This window comes from Leptospirales bacterium, assembly GCA_019694655.1.
GTDB lineage: Bacteria > Spirochaetota > Leptospiria > Leptospirales > Leptonemataceae > SSF53.
In genome coordinates, this window is sequence record JAIBBN010000004.1 from 66447 (window position 1) to 89965 (window position 23519).

General features: G+C 58.7%; 22 protein-coding genes. 20 read left to right on the forward strand and 2 right to left on the reverse strand.

The window, feature by feature from the left end; all coding sequences use genetic code 11:
* Positions 1–15: 15 nt before the first annotated feature.
* From K1X75_08060 to pssA, 8 genes are all read left to right on the forward strand, one after another.
* A complete protein-coding gene (locus tag K1X75_08060) occupies positions 16–1431 on the forward strand; it encodes a S41 family peptidase (GenBank protein MBX7058007.1) in 1416 nt (471 codons plus the stop codon).
* The gene (locus tag K1X75_08065; protein ID MBX7058008.1) at positions 1431–2399 is read left to right on the forward strand and encodes a hypothetical protein; all 969 of its coding nucleotides are present in this window, start codon (positions 1431–1433) and stop codon (positions 2397–2399) included. Before K1X75_08060 ends, K1X75_08065 begins: the two co-directional genes overlap by 1 nt.
* Complete coding sequence (locus tag K1X75_08070) at positions 2396–3904, forward strand: SpoIIE family protein phosphatase (GenBank protein ID MBX7058009.1); 1509 nt, start codon at positions 2396–2398, stop codon at positions 3902–3904. The genes K1X75_08065 and K1X75_08070 overlap by 4 nt, the downstream gene beginning before the upstream one ends.
* Entirely contained in the window at positions 3905–5461 is a 1557-nt protein-coding gene (locus tag K1X75_08075; GenBank protein ID MBX7058010.1) for a tetratricopeptide repeat protein, read from the forward strand. It abuts the gene before it with no gap.
* A gap of 9 nt (positions 5462–5470) precedes the next feature.
* On the forward strand, positions 5471–6580 hold the full coding sequence (locus tag K1X75_08080) for a hypothetical protein (GenBank protein ID MBX7058011.1): 1110 nt from the start codon (positions 5471–5473) through the stop codon (positions 6578–6580).
* A 118-nt stretch (positions 6581–6698) separates the two neighbouring features.
* On the forward strand, positions 6699–7031 hold the full coding sequence (locus K1X75_08085) for an STAS domain-containing protein (GenBank protein MBX7058012.1): 333 nt from the start codon (positions 6699–6701) through the stop codon (positions 7029–7031).
* A gap of 31 nt (positions 7032–7062) precedes the next feature.
* Positions 7063–8118 (forward strand): tRNA (adenosine(37)-N6)-threonylcarbamoyltransferase complex transferase subunit TsaD, encoded by a 1056-nt coding sequence (gene tsaD / locus K1X75_08090; protein MBX7058013.1) that lies wholly within the window; start codon positions 7063–7065, stop codon positions 8116–8118.
* A gap of 12 nt (positions 8119–8130) precedes the next feature.
* A complete protein-coding gene (gene pssA, locus K1X75_08095) occupies positions 8131–8895 on the forward strand; it encodes a CDP-diacylglycerol--serine O-phosphatidyltransferase (protein MBX7058014.1) in 765 nt (254 codons plus the stop codon).
* Between the two features lie 15 nt (positions 8896–8910).
* Here pssA and K1X75_08100 read toward each other — a convergent pair whose 3' ends face one another.
* Entirely contained in the window at positions 8911–10224 is a 1314-nt protein-coding gene (locus K1X75_08100; protein ID MBX7058015.1) for a hypothetical protein, read from the reverse strand.
* A gap of 53 nt (positions 10225–10277) precedes the next feature.
* Here K1X75_08100 and K1X75_08105 point away from each other — a divergent pair, with 53 nt between their 5' ends.
* The 10 genes from K1X75_08105 to K1X75_08150 all read left to right on the forward strand — a co-directional run bounded on the left by K1X75_08105 (position 10278) and on the right by K1X75_08150 (position 18871).
* Positions 10278–10835: a sigma-70 family RNA polymerase sigma factor gene (locus K1X75_08105; GenBank protein MBX7058016.1), complete on the forward strand. Its 558-nt coding sequence runs from the start codon at positions 10278–10280 to the stop codon at positions 10833–10835.
* Between the two features lie 103 nt (positions 10836–10938).
* Positions 10939–12042, forward strand: a complete 1104-nt coding sequence (locus tag K1X75_08110) for a FecR domain-containing protein (protein ID MBX7058017.1) — start codon at positions 10939–10941, stop codon at positions 12040–12042.
* Between the two features lie 29 nt (positions 12043–12071).
* Complete coding sequence (locus tag K1X75_08115; protein ID MBX7058018.1) at positions 12072–13241, forward strand: FecR domain-containing protein; 1170 nt, start codon at positions 12072–12074, stop codon at positions 13239–13241.
* Positions 13242–13396: 155 nt separating this feature from the next.
* Positions 13397–13597, forward strand: coding sequence for a (2Fe-2S)-binding protein (locus tag K1X75_08120; protein MBX7058019.1), 201 nt, complete (start codon positions 13397–13399; stop codon positions 13595–13597).
* Positions 13598–13638: 41 nt separating this feature from the next.
* Positions 13639–14292 carry a MotA/TolQ/ExbB proton channel family protein gene (locus tag K1X75_08125; protein MBX7058020.1) on the forward strand — a complete coding sequence of 218 codons (654 nt, stop codon included), beginning with the start codon at positions 13639–13641 and terminating at the stop codon, positions 14290–14292.
* Between the two features lie 15 nt (positions 14293–14307).
* Positions 14308–14718, forward strand: a complete 411-nt coding sequence (locus K1X75_08130; GenBank protein ID MBX7058021.1) for a biopolymer transporter ExbD — start codon at positions 14308–14310, stop codon at positions 14716–14718.
* A 46-nt stretch (positions 14719–14764) separates the two neighbouring features.
* Positions 14765–16093: a hypothetical protein gene (locus K1X75_08135; protein ID MBX7058022.1), complete on the forward strand. Its 1329-nt coding sequence runs from the start codon at positions 14765–14767 to the stop codon at positions 16091–16093.
* Between the two features lie 77 nt (positions 16094–16170).
* A complete protein-coding gene (locus tag K1X75_08140; GenBank protein ID MBX7058023.1) occupies positions 16171–17355 on the forward strand; it encodes a homoserine O-acetyltransferase in 1185 nt (394 codons plus the stop codon).
* A gap of 11 nt (positions 17356–17366) precedes the next feature.
* Complete coding sequence (locus K1X75_08145) at positions 17367–17972, forward strand: methionine biosynthesis protein MetW (GenBank protein ID MBX7058024.1); 606 nt, start codon at positions 17367–17369, stop codon at positions 17970–17972.
* The gene (locus K1X75_08150; GenBank protein MBX7058025.1) at positions 17969–18871 is read left to right on the forward strand and encodes a hypothetical protein; all 903 of its coding nucleotides are present in this window, start codon (positions 17969–17971) and stop codon (positions 18869–18871) included. The genes K1X75_08145 and K1X75_08150 overlap by 4 nt, the downstream gene beginning before the upstream one ends.
* Positions 18872–18940: 69 nt before the next feature.
* Here the strand turns inward: K1X75_08150 and K1X75_08155 are convergent, their stop codons facing one another.
* Positions 18941–19747 carry a class I SAM-dependent methyltransferase gene (locus tag K1X75_08155; GenBank protein ID MBX7058026.1) on the reverse strand — a complete coding sequence of 269 codons (807 nt, stop codon included), beginning with the start codon at positions 19745–19747 and terminating at the stop codon, positions 18941–18943.
* A gap of 148 nt (positions 19748–19895) precedes the next feature.
* Between K1X75_08155 and K1X75_08160 the strand changes: the two genes are divergently transcribed.
* On the forward strand, positions 19896–20726 hold the full coding sequence (locus K1X75_08160) for a patatin-like phospholipase family protein (protein MBX7058027.1): 831 nt from the start codon (positions 19896–19898) through the stop codon (positions 20724–20726).
* 52 nt (positions 20727–20778) lie between these two features.
* Positions 20779–23517, forward strand: coding sequence for a SpoIIE family protein phosphatase (locus K1X75_08165; GenBank protein ID MBX7058028.1), 2739 nt, complete (start codon positions 20779–20781; stop codon positions 23515–23517).
* Positions 23518–23519 lie beyond the last annotated feature (2 nt).

Here is a 23519-nt window from a genome sequence, read left to right on the forward strand (position 1 = left end):
AAGAGGAGCAGGCGGATGATGCAAGCGCTCAAGAAATATCGGATTGGCAGATGGCTGCGCGCCGCTCGGCGCCGCGAACGACTGCTGGCGGCGGCGCTCGCTGGCAGTCTGCTTTTGAATCTGGCCCTGGCCGCCAGACCGGCCCTCGCCGATGGCGACCGCAGTCAGCTCTACCAACAGACCCTGGAGTACGTGCGCTACTATATGCGCACGCTCTACGTTGACCCGATCGCCGATGAGGATCTGATGCGCGGCGCAGTTCGGGGCGTGCTGGCCTCCTCGCAGGATCCCTACACGCGCTTTCTCGACGCCGAGGAATTGCGAGAATTCAGCAGTATGGAGGAGGGCCGTCGCGTTGGCATTGGCGTCGAAGTCACTCTCCAAGATGGAATTCCGGTAGTGATTGCGCCCATTGGCGGCGGTCCAGCGGAGCAAGCCGGGGTGCAAGCTGGCGATCGCATTGTCGCCATCGATGGCGTTAAGACCGAAGACCAGAGCTTTGCTCAAATCCTGCAGCGCATCGGCGGAGAGAGCGGAAGCAGACTGGAACTTAAAATTGAACGCGAGGGTTCTCCGGCGCCAATTATCCTCCAGGTTACGCGCGGCGCATTCCAAATTGACTACGTACGAAGTCAGTACTTTGAAAACGAAAAAGTTGGCTACCTTCGGTTGCTCCATTTCTTTGGAGAGGAGAACGGGGCCGTTGAAGAGTTCCGCACTGCGCTCGAGGATTTCAAGCGCCGCGGGGCTGGCGGCATTATTGTCGATCTGCGAAACAATCCCGGCGGGCGGCTGGACATGGCGGCCACGCTGGCCGGATATTTTCTGAAGACCGGCGAACTGGTTGTCACAGCCCGCGGGCGTACCGCAGAATTGAGCCGCGAATACCGCGTCGAGGGCGCCGCCAACCTCATTGACGAAAACTACAAAGTGATTGTACTGATCAACGAGGGATCAGCCTCGGCTTCGGAGATTTTTGCCGGCGCTCTACAAGACCACCATCGGGCGAAGTTGCTCGGCGCGCGCAGCTTCGGCAAAGCCAGCGTTCAGCGCGTATTTCGACCGCTGCCCGGCGACACGGCGGCGCTGATTACCGTGCAACGCTACTTCACCCCTGCCAATCGCGGCATCCACGGCCTTGGTCTGACGCCGGATATCGTTGTAGAATCAGCGCGGCTCGGTCCGGGGGAAATACTCTATCTGCAACGTCTGGATGAGCGCAAATACTTTGAAGAGTTGCGCGCACAGCATCCAAATTACAGCGAGGAACTTGTTGCTACACTGCAAAGCGAGTTCCGGCAGCAGCAGCTCTCGCTCTCTGCGGAACTGGCGCGTTTGATCCTGCGCGATCGATACCATGTGCGCGAGGGGCAAGCGGCAAATCCCGATCTCGATTTGCAGCTGGCCCGCGCCTTGCAGGAGCTGCATTGATGCACGCTCTGCGCTGGACAGCGCTGTTACTATCGCTCTATGGCGCGGCGCTGTCGGCGCAAAGTCGCGGCGCATGCCAATCCGGCGATTGCGTCAATGGTCGCGGCGAATACCGCTGGGAATCGGGGGCTTCCTTTGACGGAGGTTTTAGCGAAGGAAAACCGCAAGGGCGCGGCGTGTACACCAGCAGCAATGGCGTTCGCTATTCCGGGGTATGGCAATCGGGGTCTATGAACGGCGATGGCGTCGCCCAGCGCAATGCAATGCGCCTCGAATTTCGAGTACAGAGCCGAGAGATCAGCGTAGATCTGCTGCGTTATCCTGGCGGCGCGGAATACAAGGGGGAATTCAGAAATGGGGTTCCTGTCGGTCAAGGCGAGCTTCGCTACGCTGGCGGGGCCGTCTATCGTGGAGAATTCCGGGAAGGCCTGCCCTGGGGCCAGGGCGAGCTGCAGCTGCCCGGCGGACTCAGCTACCGCGGGCGCTTTGCCCGCGGCGTCGCCGAAGGCGAGGGGCAGCTGAATTCATCCAGCTTTGAATACAAGGGCGAGTTTCGCGGCGGTCGCTTCCATGGTCACGGCGAACTAAGAGTAAGCCAGGGCCTCAGCTATATCGGCGAGTTTCATGAAGGCAGGATGCAGGGCGAAGGCGCGCTGACGCTGCCTGGCGGCCTTCAGTATGAGGGCGAATTTCGCGCCGGCCGGGCAATCGGGCAAGGGACCTTGCGCTATCCGGGAGGAGCAGAATACCGCGGCGCCGTCCGCGATGGCCAGCCGGAAGGCCGCGGCGTGCTGCGCTCCAGCGACGGATCTGTCTATGAGGGTGAATTCCACGATGGCCACAGAGAGGGGGCCGGAAAGCTGACGCTGCCCAGCGGCAGCGTCCGCGAAGGGATCTTTCAGCGCGATCGCTACATTGGCCGCACCCCGCGCCAACCCGACAATAATGGGGAAGGGCCTCAACCATGACGGAAAAGCCGCCCAGGCGAACATCGCTCCGGATTATCATCGGGGCTCTCTATGGCCTGCTGGCCTTGCTGAACATTATTATCAGCTCCGTCATGATCGTGGAGAACCAGATCGACCTGATCCTGAGCAATATCAACCTGCAGCAAAACGAATTGGGGCGCGTTGTTTCCGACGAATTGCAATCGGTGGAAATCGCGCCCGATTCCGCCGAGAATCTGGCGCAACTGGACAGCCAGTTGCGCAGCCGCGATGTGGAGCGCTATCAGGTCTTCGATGATCGCGGACAGATCTGGAAACAGTACTTTCGCGAGGGGGCGTCGCAGCAAACTGAGGTCAGTCCGGAAATTCTGAAAAAGACCGAAGAATTGACATCGGAAAATACGCTGTTCCGTCAGCGCTTCATCCCTGAGCTCAATGAAGCGGACTTTTCGATAGATCTGCTCATCCCGCTGCGCACCCGCGCCGCCAAACATGCATTCATTTTTGCGCGTCTCTCGCTGGTCGAGGCGCGTAAGCGAATTGAATCGCTCTACGTCCAGGTGGGCGTGGCGGTAATCCTTGGAATCGTCGTCCACCTGATTTTTGCCATCTTTGTCTTTCGACTGATCTTCCGTCGCGTCAGCCTGCTGACGGAAGCCAGCAACAAGATGGCCGGCGGCGATCTGGCGACGCGCGCGTCCTGGCGACGCAAACGACAGGATGAGCTGGACGACCTGGGCGACGCCTTCAACTCAATGGCTGCCAACATTCAGCAGAACGTAGCAACGATTACCGAACTGAATTCGCAAATCGAACTGGAACTGACTATCGGCAAGGAAGTGCAGGAGCTGTTCCTGGGCAATCTCAGCGTCGTCGAGCAATATAAGCCAGCGCTCTTCTATCGTCCTATGCGCCAGGTAAGCGGCGACGTATATAAATTCTACAAACTCCGCGACGGTCACACCGGCGTGTTCTTTGCCGACGCCGCCGGTCACGGGGTGTCCGCCGCACTGATTACGACGATCACAATTCTCAGCCTGGATGAGGCCTTGCAACACCAGCTGAATCCGGCTCAGGTGATGACCTCGCTCAACGCACACCTCGCCGAACGACTGGACACGTCCTACTATGCAACCGGCGTATTCATGCTGATCGGACCCGGCGGAAAGACTTATATTACGAATGGCGGCCACAACAATGTGATCTTTCTGCCCGGAAGGTCGGAGGATGAGACGGTCGAAATCAAATCACATGGACCGCCGCTGGGCTTGATGGATGGCGTACGCTACAAAGCGAACATGGTCAATACAAAATCCGGCGACCGGATCTTTGTCCATTCCGACGGATTGATAGAAACAGTCAATGACGACGGCGAACAGTATGGGATCGAACGCGTGCTGGATCAGCTGCGCGCCGGTCGCGGTTTGGATACGACGACAGCGGCGCATAATTTGCAGACAGCCTTTACTTCGTTTGTAACAAAATACCACGATGATGTGAGCTTCCTGCTGTTGGAGATCCCGTGAATGGCGCGCTGGTTGGCCATACCGCTGGCGCTGATGATGGCGGGATTCTTCGCCCTGATGAGCCAGGCGATCATTAGCATCAAGCTGGCTGATCTACGCATCCAGGTAGCGCGCGGCCGACTTTTCAACTACGAACTTTCTTCGGAGGTGCTCAAGGAGCGCTTCAAATCGCTTACCGCCGGCGAGTCGGATTTTCGCTCCGAACTGCAAAAGAACGTCATGGAGTCGGCGATTATGAACGCCGCCAATCCCGAGGAGCTATCGCTGACGCCGGTGCAGCTGGCCGGTCTCGCCGCGGTCAACGCAGTTCGCATGGCTTCGCTCAAACCATTCTTGCGTCTGAGTCAGGACCAGGAGCAACTGGCTCTGGTAAAACTGGCATTTCTCTTTGAACGCAATCGACGCTTTGACGCGGCCGCCGAGAAGTACCAATCGGTGATTCCGGATCTGGCCGGATCGGCCCCGGACCTGCACGGTTTCTCGCTGCTTCACGTAGGCTACTGTCTGGCAGTATCGGGAAAGCGCGCCGAGGCGCGTACGGCGCTGGAAAGAGTGCGCCGCGATCATCCTGGGACACATTTTGCCGAAACCGCCGCTGTTTTGTTGCGCTTGCTCGAGGAGAATGAGCGACGCGCTTCGGAAATTGAAGGTCGGGAACTGTCTCCTTTGGAGAAAGCGCGCGCCTTTTTCGCCGCTCGCCTTTACGACCAGGCGGCTGGCGCCTTTGAAGCTCTGCGTCCGCTTTCGCCAATGGATGAGTATCGTTTTCGTCGTTCGCAGGAAGAAACCGGGAAGGTGCAGCCGGCGATCCAGGGCTATCGCGCTATCATTCAGGAAAATCGCGATCCGCAGGCGGTGCGAGAGGCCAACCGTCGCTTGTTGCTGATTGGCCACTTTTATGGAGGCGACCGCGAAACTCGGCAATTCGCCGAGAATACTGCGCGCCAGATTGGCGATACAGCCGTCGTCAGCGAAGTGCAGAGCGCGGCGGCGGAGCAACGCAGTGCGGTCGTGTTGCAAGAAATCTATCAATCAAACAACCCAGATCTGGGCGCGCTACGCAACGAAGCCGCCGAGCAAATTCAGGATGCTCGTGAGCAGGCGGCTGCCGCCGAGGTTCAAGAGCCATCGCCGCCAGATCTGAATGGCTACCTGGCGCTGCGCGATCCGCCTAATCCGCCAGGCTTTGATCTTGATCTGACTGGCGGCCTGCAATCGATGGCCGCGATTCGCGAACCGCCGCCAGTATCCTTGACTCCGGCCATTGCGGTGCGCACGCGCGACGGCCGCCTGCTGCTTGGCGAAGCGATCCGCTTCGAAAATGGCCGTGCAGTCTTCCAGGCCGATTTTTCTACTCAGGCGCCCGCATCGGAGTTTTCCGTCGTCCAATGTAGCGACGAGCAGGGCGACCTCTCCGTGCTCTTGCAGGATGGCCGGCGCCTGAGAATCAAGCGGCTTGAATTTTCTACTGCTGGCGTACGCTTGATGGGCGGCGCGACGGAGGATGAATTGCTGGAGCTTTCCGCTTTGCGCGAGGTGCGAGCTTCTCTGCCGTAGGTTGCATTCATGCGGCGCCGCGAACATAGATGGCAAGATGCCCGCGTTCTCGCTGCACTCTGCGGGCTGCTGCTGGCGGCGCTCTGGCCGGGCGCGCTGGCCGCAGATCTGTTGCGGCTGCGTTCCGGTCAATCGATCAGCGGCTTCTACGTCGAAGAAAAGGAAGAGGGAGTCGTCTTTGTAGATACCAGCGGCGCCGAGCGCCTGGTGCCTCGATCGGAAATCGAAAACCTGACGATGGGCTATAGCGGCGCGCCTGTTTGTTACCAGCTGCGCGATTCAGATCAGCGTCATTGTGATGCAATCCTGCATGATGTTGACGAAAACAAATTGGTCATCGCCGAGGGCGACGGATACACCAATTTGCGCACCATCCCAATGGAACAACTGGCCAGTGCAGAGTTGACCAGGGCTCAAGAGTTCCAGCGATTCTCTTCAGTCCTGAGCCCAGGCGTTCGCGTTCGCTTGCAGAGCGGAAACACGCACATTGAGGGGGTCGTTACCGGAGTGCAGGCCGGTGCGGTGGTGGTCCAGGATTCGCGCGGAAATGAACAGACCCTGCCTGATGATGGAGTGGCCGCACTGGTGGTAGAGCCCCACCAGGAGCCGGGATTCGAGTTTCCGGACTTCTGGGCGCTGGCGCCCGGCGTGAATCAGCTCGGCGGCGGACGAAATTTGCAGGGCTACACGATGCTTGGCGGCTCCGCGCTGGCATGGAGTCTTTTTTTTATCGAGTACCGCGCCGCGGTTGCGGTCAGTCAGCGGGCCGCAAGCGATCCCACAGTAATCTTTTTTTACAATACAGCGTACCGCGGAGAATTCCAGCGTCACCAGAACAACCAGCGACTGCTTGGCGCTGCCGGCATTCTGCTCTATGCCTGGCACGTTGTGGACCTCTGGCTGTGGCAGCCGTCGGCCAATGCCGATAACCTGCGCCCGTCGCCGTCGCTTGCAGCCCTTGATCCAATCGCGGCGGAGCTGCAGGGACGTGCGCCGGCAATGTTGCCTCTGCAGGCGAGAATGGAAGAGGGAAGGGGCCTGTGGGAGGGCGGCAGCGGCGCAATCAGCCGCACGCGAGAGAATTACGTTCTGGAGTGGAGCTGGAACGCAAATTTTTGAGCGCCAGCGTCATCGGCATATTGCATGGCTGATTCCAGGCCAAGATTGTGTTGCGTCAGAATGGGGAAAAGACTTGCTTTGCTGGCAAGGGAGCCCGATTCTCCCGAAACAGGACAAAATGGAAGTTTCAGTCAAGACCAATGGTCGTCACACGATCGCCGCACTCAATGGCCAGCTTGATCTTTACAGCGTCGGGGAGCTCAAACGGAAGATGCAGGAGTACCTTGGAAGTGCAAGCGTACTCTCCCTGGCAGTCGATCTGACCCAGCTCAAGTATATGGATTCATCCGGAATTGCTTTGATGGCGCACCTCCGTAAGAAGATGCTGGAAAAGTCCGGGGGAGAATTCTTCATGGTGGGCGCGGGTCCGGAGATCCTGAACGTATTGCGTCTTGCTGCACTCGACCAATTTTTTACATTCGTCGATAGCGAAGCAAAATTGCCATCCTGACTGCTGAGAGGGCAGCGCTCCGGCAGCGGCAATGGACGAGATCGGTCTTGGTATCGAAAGCTCGTGCGACGAAAGTTCGGCGGCGGTACTGCGCGGCAACCGCGTTCTCTCCAACATCATTCACAGTCAGATTGAGGATCATCGACCTTTTCGCGGCGTTGTTCCCGAAATCGCCAGCCGCGCCCATCTGGAAAAGATCAACGACTGCATAGAGCAGGCGCTGCAGCAGGCGGCAGTATCTTTTGATGACCTTGACTTTGTGGCCGTTACAGTCCAGCCGGGACTGGTTGGCTCGTTGATGGTTGGCGCTCAGGCGGCCAAGGCAATTGCCCTGGCTACCGGCGCAGAACTGAGGCCAGTCGATCATCTGGAGGCGCATATCTTCTCTCCGGTGCTGGAAGGATGGGCGCCCCGCTTTCCTTTTCTGGCCCTGTTGCTCTCCGGCGGAAACTCAGCAATCTTCGTCGTTCATGGAGTGGGAAAGCTTGAGCTGATTGCGGATACCCTGGATGACGCTTGTGGCGAGGCCTTCGACAAAATCGCAGCAATTGTAAATTTGCCCTATCCAGGCGGCCCGGCGATCGAGCGGGCCGCCGCCGACTATGATCGCTTCGCCGGCGCCTGGAGGGTTGAAAACTCGCTCTTTAGCCGATTGCTGCGCAACCAGCCGGCCAGCGAGATTCAGTTTTCCTTTTCAGGCATTAAGACGGCGGCGATGCGCGCTATGGCGCAGGGCGAGGTTCCGGGCCGTATCTGTCGCGATTTCCAGGAGACGGCCTTCCATCTGGTCAGGCGCAACCTGCAGCGCGCAGTCAGGAAAACCGGTCTCTCCGTCATTGCGGCCTCGGGCGGCGTGCTGGCCAATGGCCGCTTGCGCCAGTCGCTGGACGAGATGGGCCGCGCCGATGGATTGGAAATCGTCTATCCCACGGCGCGATACTTATGCACTGACAATGCCGCCATGGTCGCCCTGCTGGGGGGCATGTATGGCCAGATCGGGCTGCGCTCTGCCGGCTTCGATTTCAGCGTATCGAGCAAAAGAGATTTGATTCCTGGCTGCTATCTCGGAAAAGTCCCCGCAGGCTGAGTTGAGAGTGTCATGGCGCGCATGCGAATCAAACTGAACTGGGTTCCTAACCTCTTTACCCTTGCCAATTTGAGCCTGGGTTTCTTTGCAATCCTCCTTTCCGCTTCTTCTCATGGCAATCGGGGCGTGATCACTGTGGCCGCTGGCTTCATCCTGCTGGCGATGCTTTGTGATGGCCTCGATGGCTTTGCCGCGCGATTGCTGAATGCCAGTTCGCCGCTGGGCGCACAGCTCGATAGCCTGGCCGATCTCAGTGCATTCGGCATCGCCCCGGCTTCGGTCATGTACGCCTTTGTCTTGCACCGGCTGAACTACGAAATCTCACCTACCCTGGTTATACCGACGGGGATGTTTCTTTCGGCAATCTATCCGGCCTGTGCAGCCTATCGCCTGGCGCGCTTCAACGTGAGCCATCGCTCCGACAGCTTCTCCGGATTGCCTTCTCCGGTGGCAGGCGCCATCGTCGCATTGATGCCCATCGCCTTCGGGGAACTGATTCCGGCGCCGGAGGCTGTGCTTACTCTGATCTTTGTAGCCATGGCCTTCCTGATGGTCAGTACGATCCGCTACTCCAAGCCACAGAGCAGCTGGCTGCGCCGATTTTCCCCGGCCCGTCTGGCAATTGTGCTGCTGTTTCTTGCCGCTGTGTTGATCTTTGTTGGCTTTCGTTATGGCAGCGACTACTCCGCCGCCGGGCTATTCACGATCGTTGTTATTTACGTAGTAACGGGAATAGTCTCGCTGATCATCCACGCCATTCAGGTCTACCGCGTCTGATCCGGCGGTTCTAGATCAGAATTGCAGTTCTGTGGCCAGGCGCGCCTCGTAGCTGCGACGGTCGTTCTGTTCCTGGGCGTTCCATTCCATCGCCCAGCCGTCCATGCCAGCCTCGATACTTAAGACGGCGCGAGCTTGCGGGTAATAGGCAATGCTGCTGAAGGCGCCCGATCCCTTCTGGAGGATCAGGAAATCCATTGGCGCAGCGGATGCCGAGGCCAGCGCCAGGCGCGCCCGGATATGCCAGTTGCGGCGGCGCCAGGCGATTTCCAGTTCGCCGCGCGCCTGACGCTGCCGTGCGGCTTCAATTCCCAGCTGCAGCTGCAGCGCTCCGTTGCGCCAGTGCAACAAGGGGCCGCCGCTGGCCGACCGACCCGACCAGCTTTCAGGCGCATCAAGATCGCGCCAGCGCAAGGCCCCCACGCGCAGCCCGATCGACCAACCGTCCTCGGCCAGCGAGTGAAGCCAGAATTGACTGCGCAGGATGCGCATTTGTAGAGCGCTGCGATCGATCCCGGCCGCCAGTAGCTGCCAGCGCTCGCCGCAGTCCAGCGCGGCCACGCCGCCGCCGGACTTGCCCGGCCGCAATTGATTCTCAGCATTGCGGTCCCAGCTATTACGTCGTTCCGCTTCCAGCTGCCAGCGCCAGTGCACGGGCGCCGTTTCATCATTGCTGCGCTGCGGACTACGATCGGCGCTGCCGATGCGCGCGTATCCTTGCCAGTATCCGTCCTCCAGGGACGCATCGAGGAGAAAGCCAGGAAGGGCCGGTCGATTTTGATAGTAGAGGGCGGCCAACTTTTCGCCCGGGAGCCACAGGGCAAACAGGTCGGCCCCGCTGCCGCCCAGATAGATTCCGGCTGAACTCCGGCTGCCGACGACGCCGCCAAGTCCGCTGCGACCCAGAAAGGCCAGCGGGAGGCGACGTTCTAGCGGCGGGCCAGCAAGCTGCGGGCGTAAGCTTGCGCCATCAGCAAAGGCCGTCGATCGATCCTCTGCAAAAGACCGCCATCCAATCAGAAGCTCCAGAATCCGACCGTGCAGCAGCATCGTCCCCAGCGCCGGGCGATCGCTGTGGGACCCTTTTTTGATTGCTTCCCTGGATTCTGCCAGAAATTGATACCGAAGCAATCCATCAGGCGTGTCGATTTCGCCTGCGGTGCGAAGCCAGGTAACACTGCTGCTGCCTCGTCCGTCCTGCAGAGCCAGCCTGGCTCCGGCAGCTGGCGCCGGAGTTGCAACAATCCCTGTCCACGACCCGCTGGCTACGATCGCTGCGGAAGCGCACCACGCGAAGCAGCCTGATTGTGGAATCCGGATACGCCGCATGCAGGCCTTCGTTCGCCTGGCGTAGCTTGTTCCGCTGGATGCGCAGCAGACGCATGTCGGACTTACAAGAGAGCTTCGCCCGCATCTACAGCGCGTGCCAGCGGGATCTCTATGTGTATGTGTATCGATCGCTGCGCGACGAGGGCGCCGCTCAGGACTTGATCCAGGATGCCTTTGTTAATTTTGTCCGCATCTATCAGACCCGGCCACTGCCGGAGGACGAGCAATGCCGGATGTACCTGTTCCGCATTGCCCGGAATATGCTTATCAATCACAGTCGCCGTTTCTACAATCGCCAGGTGGACCTGGTGGAGGGCTACGAAAGCGGCCCTGCGTCGGCAAAGGCGCGCACTGCGGATGTCGCGGACGGAGTTCTCAATCGAATCCAGAACCAGCTCGACGACCGCCTCTTACAGGAGCTGCTGGAAGGCCTTGCTGAGGACCAGCGGACTGTGCTAATCCTGCGCTTTCAACTGGATATGCGCCTCGAAGACATAGCTGGAGTCATGGATGTATCTGTTTCTACGGCTTCCCGTCTGGTGCAGAAGGCGCAGCAGAGCCTGATCCAGGCCGGTCGCAAACGAGGCCTTCGTCCGGAGTCAGGGAGCTGATTGAAATGGGACAAAACAAGGCCTTTGCAGTCCCGGAAATGTTGCAAAACATTCGATCCTCCGCCGTTAACTCTTTCAGAGATTGGCGCAAAGGGCCTGCCAGATGAGCACGCAAGATAAAGAGTTCCAGCCCTACGAGCGCCTGCTGCGCAGGACGCCCTCGATTCCGCGTATGCCGGAATTCCAGGCTGAATGGCTGCAGGCTGCGCCGCAGGTTCCGCTTTCGGAAGTGGAGATTCGTCGTATCCTGCGTGCTTCCTCTACGAACCGTAGCTTCAGACCCTGGCTGGCTGTCGCTGCGGCTCTGGTTGTCTGCAGCGGCATTGGGCTCGCCGTCTGGAACTTCTCTTTGAAACAGGGCGTCCCGGAAAATGGCAACCAGGCGATTGTTCTTGGCGTTCGCGGACAGGCCATTGGCCTTCAGGGACCCGCTGCTCAGCCGCTGGCCGAACGTGGCGCAGCTGAGGCTGAATGGCTGCAAGGCGGACAGCCGCTGGCGCAGGGCGCGAGGCTGCGGGCCGGAGACTGGATCGTCACCGGCCCGGAATCGGCGGCTGACCTTGGACTTCCAGGCGGAACCGTAATTCGCCTGAGCGCCAATTCGCGCTTGTCCATGGATGCCCTGGCCAGAGAGTCAAGCAGGGGCAAAGTAGATGAACTGATGCTGCATCGCGGGCGTCTGCTGAACGTCGTGGAAAGGCTGAACCAGGGCGATGAGTTCAATGTCCGCACGCCTACGGCCATCGCTGGAGTGCGCGGCACCAGCTTCCGTGTGTCCACAGATGGGAGGGCTACAGAAATCTATGTCGTGCGCGGCGCCGTTGAGGTGCGTCCCTCCCTCGCGCCGACACAGGCTGTGAGCCTGGGTCAAAATGAGGTTGCCGAGGTTGCATCGGCCAGCAGTGCGCCGGCCGTCGGCCAGAGTGAAGATCCCGAATTCGTGGATGAGCGCGAGCTGGATGATCTGGCCCGCCGCCTGGAGGGCGATGGACCAGCGCTGGTTGCAACCGGCGCCTCTGTGGACAGTGTCCTGCGTCAGGCGCGCGAACAGCGTCAGCGGGAGTACAATAGAATCATCCTGAACAATGGACAGGAAATTCGCGGCCTGATTGTGTCTCAAGTCGGTCGCAGGATGTTTATCGAGACAGAAGGTCGAAGCTTTGTCCTTTCAGCGGACGAGGTGAAAGAGGTCCTCCTCGCCGAGTGAGGGGCCTCTCAGACAATGAGGAGTGAAAGATGAATGGACTTCTAGTTGAAGTTAAGGAGAGAAAACCGATGAGAATGCGACTGAAATCAGTAGCCTTCGCCGGCCTGATTCTCTCCCTGGCCGTGGGCGCGGCGGCGTTGAATTGCGGTAAGAACGATTCGCAGACTGCCGAGCGCTCCATGATTATTGTTTTCGCCAGCGGCGAAGCGGTAGTTGTCAGGGGACAGAATGAGATGCAGGCGAAAGTTGGCATGGTGGTGAATGAAAATGACACCATCAAAACGACCAACGGCACCGTAGACCTGCAGACCCGGAGCGGAAGTGCAGTTCGAATCAAGAACTTCACCACTGTGACGATTGCGAAGCTCTACGGCGAAGGAAGCGCCGACACTCGCCTGAGCATGCAGCATGGCAGCCTGATGGCCTCCGTGAAACGCACCTCCGGCAGCGAGAACTTCAGCGTTACTACGCCGACGGCAATCGCCGGTGTGCGCGGAACAACCTTCACCGTTGATGCGGTAGAGGGCGAGTCGCCGCGCGTGCGCGTTCTTGATGGCCGTGTGGCAGTATCCCCGCGCATTGCTGCGCTGGAAAATCTGTCACAGGACCAGATCAATGGCGACCAGAACCTGCGCAATATGCAACAGATTGCACAGCAGCATGAGGTTGTCGTAGAGGACAACAGCGAAGCGACGCTGGACCCGCGCGTCAATCAAGGCGTCCTGGCTGCGAACGAGCGTCTGGAAAGCGCGGAAGCCGGTCAGTTGAATACTGCCGCGCCGGCCGCTAACCAGCAATTGCAGGCAGCCCTGCAAGTTCAGGCTGCGGTGCATGTTGAGCAGGCGCCGGTTAGCGCTGATGAGATGGCCGAGCGCGCAACGCTGATCACGGTGGATTCTGAAATCGTAGGCCGACTGGCCTCCGGCGACCAATCCGCTGTGGAAGATCTGCGTCGCGACCGTGACGAGAAGCAAGAAGTCGTGCTCAATCAGATTGAGCAGCAAGCTTCTCAGACGCAGCTGAACAATGAGCAGGAAATCCGTCAGCACTACAACCGACTGGAGACCCTGAACCTCAAAGACGGAACCCAGCTGACCGGAGCGGTCATTGCTCAGACCGGCGCGGTTCTCGTAGTGCATACGCCCAATGGCGTAAAGCGCGTGAACACCTCGCAAGTTGAGTCGATTACCTATCCGTGATCGACTGAGTGCTTCGAAAGCAGAAACCCCGGCGTTTTTCGCCGGGGTTTTTTTTGTCTTCGAGCTCCGGGCGGCCGTCTGAATTGCAGTCAGCGGGGGGATCTGCCTGCGGAAACGATTGCTAAGCGCTGGCCTGGCGGCTATTCTGGGATTGCATGGATCAGGCCGCACTCAATGCCTTGCTACGCCCGCGAATGGTCTGCATCTGCCGGCGTGTATCCGAAGAACGGATTCGCCAGGTGGTCGAAGCGGGCGCCTCGACCTTTGAACGCGTTCAGGAATTGACCGATTGCTCCACGAATTGCGGGACCTGTGAGCTCCGTGTTCGGGAGCTGATTGAGAAATTTCGCGGCTGAAATCGGTTGCGAGCAACGCCCTGGCTGGCGCTCTAGCCGCGATGGCCGAATTTTTTTCCTGGTCGGGGCTGATCTCTGCGGGCGGCCCGGCCCTTATCGTCTTACTTCTGTGCTCTCTGGTATCGCTGATCGTCATTGTGGAGCGAGCCGTCTATTTTAATGCTCGGAAGGCGGATCCGGCGGAGGTAGCGCGCGAAGCCCTGCATCGGCTGGATAGCGGGGTCAGTGCGGCATCGCTTTCCGAGGATCCAGCGCTGCGTCGTCATCCTCTTGGTTATGTGCTGGCCGAGTGTCTGGCCGCGCCCCATCCGGCAACCGATCCTGGCGGCTACGAAGAAGTGCGCAGTCGTGCGATTGCGGAGCGATTACCGGAGATGGAGCGTTACCTGGGCATCGAAGCAACCCTGGGCACCGTCAGCCCCTATATTGGACTGCTTGGCACCGTGCTTGGAATCATCCGCGCATTCTTGAGTCTGGGCGCCGGCGCTGGCGGCGAAACCGCAGGAATGAATCAGCTCAACGCGGGCATCGCCGAGGCCTTGATTGCCACAGCAGCCGGCCTCTTTGTTGCAATACCGGCAACCATCGCTTACAACTACTTTCGCAAGCGCGTAAGTGATATGGTTCTGCAGATGGAAATTGCGGCCAGTCGATTGAAAAGCGGACTTGCTTCACGCGCTGCGGCGCGTTCCTGAGGATTGCAAAGGGCTATGGTACGTTATCGCGAGAGATTGCAGGGCGATGCTCTCTTCAGTGGGATCAATATCGTTCCATTTACTGATGTTGTGTTGGTGTTGCTGATCATCTTCATGATTGCGGCGCCGGGATTGGTTTCCTCGGGACTGAATATCAATTTGCCAGGCGCTTCACAAACGGACCCGCGGCCAGCGCAACGAATCACAATTGGCGTGGACCGTGGCGGCGCCCTCTACCTGGAGGGCAAGGCGCTGTCGCTGGAAGCATTGCGTAAGACGGTTCGCGAACGGATTGCTGCGGCGCCGGAAACTGCCGTTGCCTTGCATGCTGACCGCGACGCCGACTATGGAAAGGTTGTCGAACTGCTGGACCTGGCGCGCGCCGCAGGCGCTCGAAAGATCTATGTCGGCGCTGTCCGGCAGTAGGCGGCCCGCGGCCGCTGGCTGGCGCCAGAGCGCAGCCGACTGGCGATTGCAGCTCAGTCTGACTATTCTGCTGACGCCCTTACTCTCTGGATTCTTATTGTACGTGCTGGCAGGCGGCAGCGGCGCCTTTTCCTGGAAGGTGCTGGCCCTGGGCGGCTTGATCGAGTTTTTGCTGGACCTGTTGCTATCGCGCTGGCGCCGACCGGGCGTCGTAGGCCGGGCGCAATGGCGCTACGCCTTGCGTATTGTCGTTGGCTTGCCGCTGACGATCTACCTCGTTGCCGCCTATCGCTATCCAGCCCTGGCCTTGCTGCGTTTTGCGCCGGCTCTTGCCCTGGTAATGGACCTCTCTGCTGTCTCGCGCTGCCTCTGGTATGCGACCCTATTCTCGCTGGGGCTTGTCGCATATCGTCTGCTGGAATCGCAAACATTGCCCGGTGAACGGGATATTGTCACGTTGCTTGGGTTTTGTGCTATTGCAATTCTTGCCCTGGGCGCCCGTCTGCGCATCGCTCAGCTGGTCGGGCGATGGAGCGCCGCACGGCTGGTCGGCGCTCGCACGCAGCTGCGCCATGATCAGCTGAAGCAACGATTGCGTTTGTACCTGCGCACTGAATTTCCGGCGGCGACGGCGGAACGCTTGCTGGAGCGACCGACGGCAACAGCGGAACAGGGGCGATACATCTGTCTGGCATTCTACTGTGCCGGAATTCAGGAGAGCTTATCTGCTCTGCCGGAGGGCGAGCTGAGCGATCTCGATCGCGAATACCGGCAGTTCTGTCAACAAGTGCGCGAATGGCTGCAGGCCGGCGGTTTTTCCTATCAACTTCGCGGCGTTCGCGGCTATGCGTGGCGTTTGCTTGATGGCGAAGCGGCCGAAGTTTCGTGGGGAATGGTCGAGCGACGAGCGCTGCTGGAATTGCTATTTATTGCGATGCGCACCCGCGACTTTGCAACTCGCTGCCGCCTGGCGCGAGAGAGCAAAGGCGTGCGCGGGTGGTATCTTCGCCTGGCGCTGGCTGCAGGTCCGGGCGTCCAATTGCATCCCCTGGCCGACGGAATTGCTGTACAATTGCTGAGCCCTGCAATCGGCGAACTTGATCTACGATTGCAACAGGAAGGAGCCTTTCGTGCGGCGAACTATTGGAGAGATGAACGTAAAGAAAGCATGTTCGATGTACTCCTGGTCCACCCTGAGCTTGCGGCGATCTGCGCGCCCTATTTTCTGGAATCTAGTTCTCGCTATGAGCAGGGCTGGTTTGTTCCGGGAACTATCAAATCCAGCTATGGAAATGCGGAGCGACCCTCCGAACCCGCCGATGATTTTTTTGAGCGTCCGGACTGGCTGCCATCGCCGGCTGACGGGCGCAGCTAAGCGGCCGGCTTTTTTGGCTTGTATCTTGCGGCGCATATCGCGCATTGCTCGGTGCGTGGAGTCAGGCGTCGCCCGCGATGCAGAGTCAGTCTGAAAGTATCGAAAGCAGGGATCTTCAGGATCAGAGCATCGCCGGCTATTCTTCGTCGCTGGGCTTTACCGAAATCCAGACCGCGCGCATTGTCAACTTTCGCACCTCCAGCGGATTTGAGTTTCCCGAAATCGAAATTGCTTACATGACGCTGGGCCAGCTGTCGCCGGCCCGCGACAACGTTGTCCTGATCTGTCACGCCCTCTCTGGCAGCGCACACGTGGCCGGCATGGATCGCGAAAGCGGTCGTCCCGGTTGGTGGGATTATCATGTCGGACCAGGAAAAACCATAGATACAGATCGATTCTATGTGATCGCCACCAACGTTCTGGGCGGATGCAGCGGCAGTACCGGTCCAGCCTCCATTGATCCGCGCACCGGCCAACGCTATGCGATGCGCTTTCCGCCGGTGACGATTCGCGATATGGTGCGCGCTCAAGCAGCCCTGATGGATCAACTGGGCATTGAACGCGTGTTTGCCGCAATCGGCGGGTCGATGGGCGGTATGCAGGCTATGACCTGGACGGTGGACTATCCGGAGCGCATTGGCCATGCTGTGGTGATAGCTTCTTGCATGGCGCATTCGGCGATGCAGATTGCCTTTAACGAAGTCGGTCGGCAGGCGATTTTTACTGATCCGGATTGGCAGGGCGGCGCCTACTATGACGCCGCTCGTCCAGAGCATGGCCTTGCAGTGGCGCGGATGGTCGGCCACGTAACTTACCTTTCCGAATACTCCATGCACACCAAATTCGGACGCCGCTTGCAGCGTCCGGCTACGCCTGAAGATCTCTTCCCGGCCTTTTTTTCCGTGGAAAGTTACCTGCACCACCAGGGAGAAAGCTTTGTGCGCCGTTTTGATCCAAACAGCTACCTCTACATCACCAAGGCCCTGGATATGTTCGATATCCTGGAGGGTCAGGCGCCGGCGGCTGTATTTACCGGGGGCGCAGCCGAATTCCTTGTTGTTTCCTTTGAATCGGATTGGCTCTATCCCCCTTCGCAATCGCGTGAAATGGTGCGCGCACTAAAACGTTCCAATCGTTCCGCCAGCTACGTCAATTTGAGCACGCCCTATGGCCACGATTCCTTTCTAATTGAGAATCCGGCCTTCAACCGGATTGTGTCGAACTATCTGCAACAAAATTACTCCAGGCAACCCGGTCGCTGACGTCTGCAACGATGAATCAGCATCTGTACAACATGGTGGTTGATTGGATTCCGCGACATTCGCGAGTTCTCGACCTGGGTACCGGCGACGGCGAATTTCTGGAACGGCTCAATCGCGAAAAACAAACGCGCGGCGAAGGCGTGGAGAAGGATCCGGAAATGGCTGCGCGCTGCGTAGAGCGCGGATTGATAGTCCACCATGGCGATATTCTCGACGGGCTGGATCAATACCCGGATGATGCCTTCGACTGCATTTGCATTCTTGGAACCTTCCAGGAACTGCTCTCGCCGCAGCAAGTCCTGGCCGAAAGTTTTCGGGTGAGCGCAAATGTGGTAGTTGGCTATCACAATTGCGCATTCTGGCAGGCGAGGCTGCAGCTGGGTCTCAATGGTCGCAGCCCGCGTCTGGGAAGAGCCGCAGAGCCGTGGTACCAGAGTCCGAACGTGCAATTTTTTTCCGTCGAAGACTTTGAGGACTTTGCGGAGACTTCAGGAATGAGACTGATCCAGAGCGGCTACTTCAATGCGCGCGGTTCGCTTCGCTGGCGGCCCAATCTTCGGGCCAGCGAGGCCCTGGCCTGGATCCAACGCGCCGGGCAGGGAGGAAACGGGAAATGAGCGCAGGTATGTCGATCAAGGCTCGTGTAGCGGCGGCTGATGGATTCTTCTACGTCTTCGGATTGCTCTTGCATCCGGGCGGCAAGGCGATCACCGAAGTCTGCGCTGTGGCCGGCGACGCCAGCGATTTCGCTGCTGTTGATCTCAATCTGGGATTTCGTGAGATGACGGCCTGGACCAAGACGATGGTCTTCGGCGGCCAGGCGGACGCTCAGCGAACCCAGGACATCCAGCGCTACGTAGGGGTTCATTTCAAGAACATCGAGTGGGTGGAGCGATTGGTTCAACGCCTGCAAAATGGCGACCTGGGCGGATTGCAGTATGAGCTGGGCGCCGAACTGGAAGTGGCGCTGGGGCAACACAACGTGGTCATTCAGATCGCCGCGTCAGAGGAAAACGACGAAAAGGCTGCGGCGCCTGCCGAGGCCAAAACGAAATCCGCCGGGCCGAGCGGACCTGTTGAGGACCTCAGCGGTCATATGCGCGGACTCTTTGTAATCTCTCCCTTCATGGGCCAGCCTGTGCAGCGCCTGGGCATCGGCGATCGCGTGCGGCTGCGTTTTGCGGAGATGAAACATCCGCAAGTAGTCTCTTATGTTCAGATGCAAGGACTCGACAAGTTGGAGGGCCCGCCGGAGATTACAGCTTCCGTGCGAACAATTTCCACCGTGCGCGGCAGCGGCGAGATGCTGGTCACCTTCGATTTGCCGGGCGGTCACAAAGCCTACGTGCGGGAAGAAAACCTCAATTTGAAGGTCAAACTAGCGGAGGGAGCAAAGTCGCAAGGTCGCTCCGCTTCGATGATCGATCGTTCTATTTTTGGCTGGCCCCTGTTTGTGATGCTGGCGATTGTCGGCATCGCAGGCATTGCCGGCATTTTGTATCTATTCCTGTTCTGACAGTCGCTGCAGGCGAGGCGGCCCGGGGACTACCGCGCTATCGGCCGCGGCGGCGAGCGGTCGTCGCCATCAGCGCAGGGCGACAATATATGCGATCCAGCACTCCGCTGATTCGCCGGCGGAAGTTTCGCGGAATACGCCGTTGCCTTCGCCGGTCTTGTGGTCAGTCCCCTCAAAATAGTGCCGCACTTCCTTGAAGCCGGCTTCCAGCAGCAATTCGGTAATCTCCGCCGGCGACCAGAGTCGCCAGCTGTACTTGAAGGCATTGCGCATCATCGTTCCGTCGCGAAATTTGAAATGAATGCGGCATTCCATATCGTGCGTAACCGGCGAAAAGTGGGCATGTTCCCAAACGTAGGTGAATCCGCTACAGCGTCGCGGCTCCTCCTGTTCCGTGTGGGCGCGGGCGCCGCCAAAGGCGTCGAGGACGAGGATGCCGTCGCGCTTCAGCGATTTCAGACAATTCACATAGTAGGCGCTCAATTCGGCCCGCGTCTTAAAGATCCAGTAAGAAAAGTTAAACGCGCCAACAATATCAACTTGCGGTTGCCTGACATCAAGAACGTTGGCCTTCACGATCTGCAGACGCTCTTGCTGGCTGGCGTTCAGCGCGGACAGGTTGTGTTTGCGGCCCCACTGCAAAACGCTGCCATCAAGGTCCACGCCGACCGCCGAACGCATTTTGCCGCGACGAATCCATTCGCAGGCCAGGGCAAATGTACCGCAAAAGTCCTCTTTCAAAGACTGCGCATCTTTTCCGCGCAACTTGCGATAGATACGGGCGATCATTCCGGCTTCGAATTCGACGTTCTGCACGGCCTCCTGGTAGAGCATGTGCCGATCGGCATTTCGAGCAGTGATCTTGCTTACAGTCATATTCCTGGCCTGAGCTTCCGTTTGCCATTCTAGCTTGACTCCGGTCAAAAAAATGAAGGGCGGCTGGCAGACAACCAAAAGGCTCTAAAATGCAGCGCTCAGACGATGTGCTTGTCAGCGACGCCGATGATCGGAGCGCTAGACCGTGATGAGCGTAGCTCGACCGCGACTTGCCCTGTGCATGAATTCTTCATTCTTTGGATTTTACGCGCACGCCGGATTTTTGCAGGGGCTGGTAGAGCGAGGCATTCGTCCAGCAGCCGTATCTGGCGCTTCGGCTGGCGCGCTGGTAGCGGCAGTCTATGCCAGCGGCGGCGATCTGCAGCAGGCCTTCAGCGGACCCGGACAGAACCTGGTGCGCAATTCCTTTCTGGAAGCGGGCGCTGGCTGGCGGGCGCTGCGCGCGCTTTATGGCGCCCACGAAACGGGATTGATCGCAGGTCATCGCGCCCTCGACGCACTGCACCGCATTCTGGGCCGCGGACGAATTGAAGATTGTAAGATCCCGCTGGCCATTGCCGTGGCCAATCTGAGCGAGTGTCGATCGGAGTGTGTGCGCAGCGGTCCGCTGGCGGAATTTACGCTGGCCAGCTGCGCAGTTCCGGGTTTGTTTCGGGCGCGTCGCGTGCAGGGCATGGATTTCTGGGATGGCGGCATCGCTGACCCGGCGCCGCTGGATGCGTGGATCGATGAACCTGATATTGATCTGATTGTAGTGCATCTGGTGGTCAATTCTGATGACCTTCGGGTGCGGCGTGGTCCGCTGCGCCTCTGGAATGGCCTGGCGCGAGCCCTGCAAACGCAAAGTGATGAGATCTTTCGGCTGAAACTGGAACTGGCGGAGCGCGCAGGGAAGAGGGTGCTTGTGACGCGAACGCTGGCGCCAAGGCCAGGCCCCTTCAATGCGCCAGCCGGGGACCTTGCCCGTCGCGCCGGTCAGCAAACTGCCGCCAATTTGCAGCTTCCATTTCCAGTCTGATTCGACCAAAAACTGAGTTGCCGATGTCGATGCGCGGCATGGGATTCTGTCTGTGTCGATGCTTTACTTCAACGCCTGGGCCATTGGTACTTTGGTCTGCTGTATTTTCACCATTCTGCTATTTACCTATCTTGCCTTTTTGAAAAACAAGACTGCCGCCACCACGGCTCTGGCCATCCTCTATCTGGGCGCCTTTGTGCTGGACCTCGGCTTCTTCCTTTCCGCCGTACTACCCGCTCCAATCGCCTCCTTCCATCGATTCCTTACCATTCCGGGCGCCTTTACCCCGCTGGTATCCATGGTGCAGCTTGGCTATTCCTACCCGCGCAACATCCATCGCAAAGAATCCAGAATCGTTCTGGGAATCTTGATTGCCGCGTCCGTATTGCTAACCGTCGACTTCGCATTTCGCGCCTTACAGATTGCGCCGCAATTTGACTTCAAGGGCCAGATCTTCAACTATCCGCATGAGTATGGCGCCCGGGTTGCAGCTGCAATCATGGGCATCGTGCTCTGGTTCGTCGTTGTCACCATTCGCAAGGCGCTGCAATTCAAAGGCGAGGAGCGGCGAGCGCTCATCCAGATGAGCGTAGCACTACTCATTCCCACCTTCATCCCCGGCCTGGCCAATGCGCTTTTTCAAAACGGTCGGGTAAGCTACCTCTGGTTTCAATGGATCTTTGTAGCGTCGACCCTGCTTGGATACTTCGCCATAACGATCGTGTTTATCAACAATGCCGTTGAGCGAACGTCCTTTATGACTAAGATTGTTGGTATTTCACTGGTAACCATCCTGCTGGTGGTGCAGTTGCTGGCCACTGTAGTTGGCATCCAGAGCGACGAAAACTATGATCAAATGCACATTCAGGAGGCGCGCAACTATCGCTTTGCTACGCCCGACGAGAACAGTCGAGCCGCCTACATCCTGGAAATGCCGATGCGCGCGACCTTAAGCAGCGCGCCGCGCACCCTCTTCCGGCGCGAAGGTTTTGACCTGGATCTGCAGGCAGCGCGCAGGTCGATGTTCCAGTCGCTCTCCGAACGCAGTTTTGAACGGCGATTGCCGCGCTGGCTGGACCTTCATGGGACGCAGCTTTACTATGCTTTTCACATCGAAGACAGCGCCCACGGCAGAATACTGGAAGTTGGCTTCCCTTACCTGGACTACCGTAGCTTCCAAGACAAGTCGGCGCGTTTGATATCTTTTATTACTCTGGCACTGGCGGTGATGATCATTGGCCTGTATCCAGTGTTCTTTTCGCGCAACCTGGTCCGTCCGCTGAACACGCTGCTGGAAGGAGTGGGCGAAGTAAATACCGGCAACCTGACGGTCAGCATTCCGGTACTGGTGCAGGATGAAATAGGCTACCTTTCGGAATCCTTTAACAAGATGGTTCGCAGCATCCTGGAGGGGAAGCAGCAGCTGCAACTCTACGCCGAAACGCTGGAGGAAAAGGTCAAAGAACGGACGCTGGAGCTTTCCAACTCCTTGCAACAGGTACAACAATTGAAGGGGCAGCAGGACGGCGACTACTTCCTCACTTCTTTGATCCTGCGACCGCTGATGACCAACTGGAACAAGAGTCAGTTGGTACAAACTGAAATGTTTCTGGAGCAGAAAAAGCACTTCAGCTTCCGCGAGCGACACTCCGAATTGGGCGGGGACATTTGCGTTACGGGTAATTTGCGTTTTGGCGATCCGGAGCGTCCCGACCGCTATATCATGTTCTGCAATGCGGACGCCATGGGCAAGTCGATGCAAGGCGCCGGCGGGGCCATCGTGATGGGCACCGCACTCAACAATATCATGGCTCGTTCGGCCAGCAGCGACCGCGTGTTGGCCGTGCATCCGCGCTCCTGGCTGGAGGAAACATATCGCGAACTCAATAGCGTTTTTCGGACCTTCGATGGCAGCATGACCTGTTCCTGCGTACTGGGCCTCGTGCACGAGCAAAGCGGCCAGATGTATTACTTCAACGCCGAACACCCATGGACGGTTGTCTATCGTGCAGGCCGCGCCGAATTTCTGGAAGAAGAGCTGATGCTGCGAAAACTGGGGTCGCCTTCCGAGTTCCCGTTTCAGGTAATTGAGCGGCAGCTTTCCGAGGGCGATATTGTCCTCGTCGGCAGCGACGGGCGGGACGATGTCGAGATATCGGGGGGCAAGGCCGGCGGCGAAAGAGTAATCAATGAAGACCATGAGCTTTTTCGCCGCATAGTCGAACAGAGCGCTGGCGAATTGGAGGCCATAGTTCGTAGAGTCAAGGAGGCCGGTGAAATCACTGACGATTTCAGTTTGATTCGCATTGCATTTCACGAAAACGCGGGACGACTCTCGACGGAGCGAGATATGCTGGAAGCCCGCAAGCTTCTGGATGCAGGCGAGTACGAGCCAGCGCGTGATTTGCTGTTGCAATCCATGCGCCGACCGGAATCGGACATGTCCCCAGCTGAAATGCTGGCCGGGGCGGCTTACCAGCGCAAGGACTACGCTACGGCAACCGAAGCTCTGGAGCAATGTCTGGAATTTGCGCCGGACAGCGCCGACTTTTGGTACCAACTATCTATGGCGCTCAAGCAAATGCGACAATTTGAACGAGCGCGCGACGCCGGCGAGCGCGTACTCGGGCTCCAGCCACTACGAATTGGAAATCTCGTCACTCTGGCGGATTGCTATCGTCTGCTGGGGCAGAGCGCACGAGCGCGTGAGCTCTTGCAACAGGCGCTGCAACAGGATCCACAACATCGTGCCGCTCGTCGGGTGCTAGAACTGCTGGGCGCTTCGACCTGAGC

Bases quoted from the DNA above. Each gene is read 5' to 3' on its own strand.
- K1X75_08065 (MBX7058008.1), top strand. From the start codon at position 1,431: ATGCACGCTCTGCGCTGGACAGCGCTGTTACTATCGCTCTATGGCGCG.
- pssA (MBX7058014.1), top strand. From the start codon at position 8,131: ATGGCGCGCATGCGAATCAAACTGAACTGGGTTCCTAACCTCTTTACC.
- K1X75_08155 (MBX7058026.1), bottom strand. From the start codon at position 19,747: ATGACTGTAAGCAAGATCACTGCTCGAAATGCCGATCGGCACATGCTC.
- K1X75_08085 (MBX7058012.1), top strand. From the start codon at position 6,699: ATGGAAGTTTCAGTCAAGACCAATGGTCGTCACACGATCGCCGCACTC.
- K1X75_08150 (MBX7058025.1), top strand. From the start codon at position 17,969: ATGAGCGCAGGTATGTCGATCAAGGCTCGTGTAGCGGCGGCTGATGGA.
- K1X75_08125 (MBX7058020.1), top strand. From the start codon at position 13,639: ATGGCCGAATTTTTTTCCTGGTCGGGGCTGATCTCTGCGGGCGGCCCG.
- K1X75_08160 (MBX7058027.1), top strand. From the start codon at position 19,896: ATGAGCGTAGCTCGACCGCGACTTGCCCTGTGCATGAATTCTTCATTC.
- K1X75_08100 (MBX7058015.1), bottom strand. From the start codon at position 10,224: ATGCGGCGTATCCGGATTCCACAATCAGGCTGCTTCGCGTGGTGCGCT.
- K1X75_08130 (MBX7058021.1), top strand. From the start codon at position 14,308: ATGGTACGTTATCGCGAGAGATTGCAGGGCGATGCTCTCTTCAGTGGG.
- tsaD (MBX7058013.1), top strand. From the start codon at position 7,063: ATGGACGAGATCGGTCTTGGTATCGAAAGCTCGTGCGACGAAAGTTCG.
- K1X75_08105 (MBX7058016.1), top strand. From the start codon at position 10,278: ATGTCGGACTTACAAGAGAGCTTCGCCCGCATCTACAGCGCGTGCCAG.
- K1X75_08145 (MBX7058024.1), top strand. From the start codon at position 17,367: ATGAATCAGCATCTGTACAACATGGTGGTTGATTGGATTCCGCGACAT.
- K1X75_08060 (MBX7058007.1), top strand. From the start codon at position 16: ATGATGCAAGCGCTCAAGAAATATCGGATTGGCAGATGGCTGCGCGCC.
- K1X75_08075 (MBX7058010.1), top strand. From the start codon at position 3,905: ATGGCGCGCTGGTTGGCCATACCGCTGGCGCTGATGATGGCGGGATTC.
- K1X75_08110 (MBX7058017.1), top strand. From the start codon at position 10,939: ATGAGCACGCAAGATAAAGAGTTCCAGCCCTACGAGCGCCTGCTGCGC.
- K1X75_08115 (MBX7058018.1), top strand. From the start codon at position 12,072: ATGAATGGACTTCTAGTTGAAGTTAAGGAGAGAAAACCGATGAGAATG.
- K1X75_08120 (MBX7058019.1), top strand. From the start codon at position 13,397: ATGGATCAGGCCGCACTCAATGCCTTGCTACGCCCGCGAATGGTCTGC.
- K1X75_08070 (MBX7058009.1), top strand. From the start codon at position 2,396: ATGACGGAAAAGCCGCCCAGGCGAACATCGCTCCGGATTATCATCGGG.
- K1X75_08140 (MBX7058023.1), top strand. From the start codon at position 16,171: ATGCAGAGTCAGTCTGAAAGTATCGAAAGCAGGGATCTTCAGGATCAG.
- K1X75_08080 (MBX7058011.1), top strand. From the start codon at position 5,471: ATGCGGCGCCGCGAACATAGATGGCAAGATGCCCGCGTTCTCGCTGCA.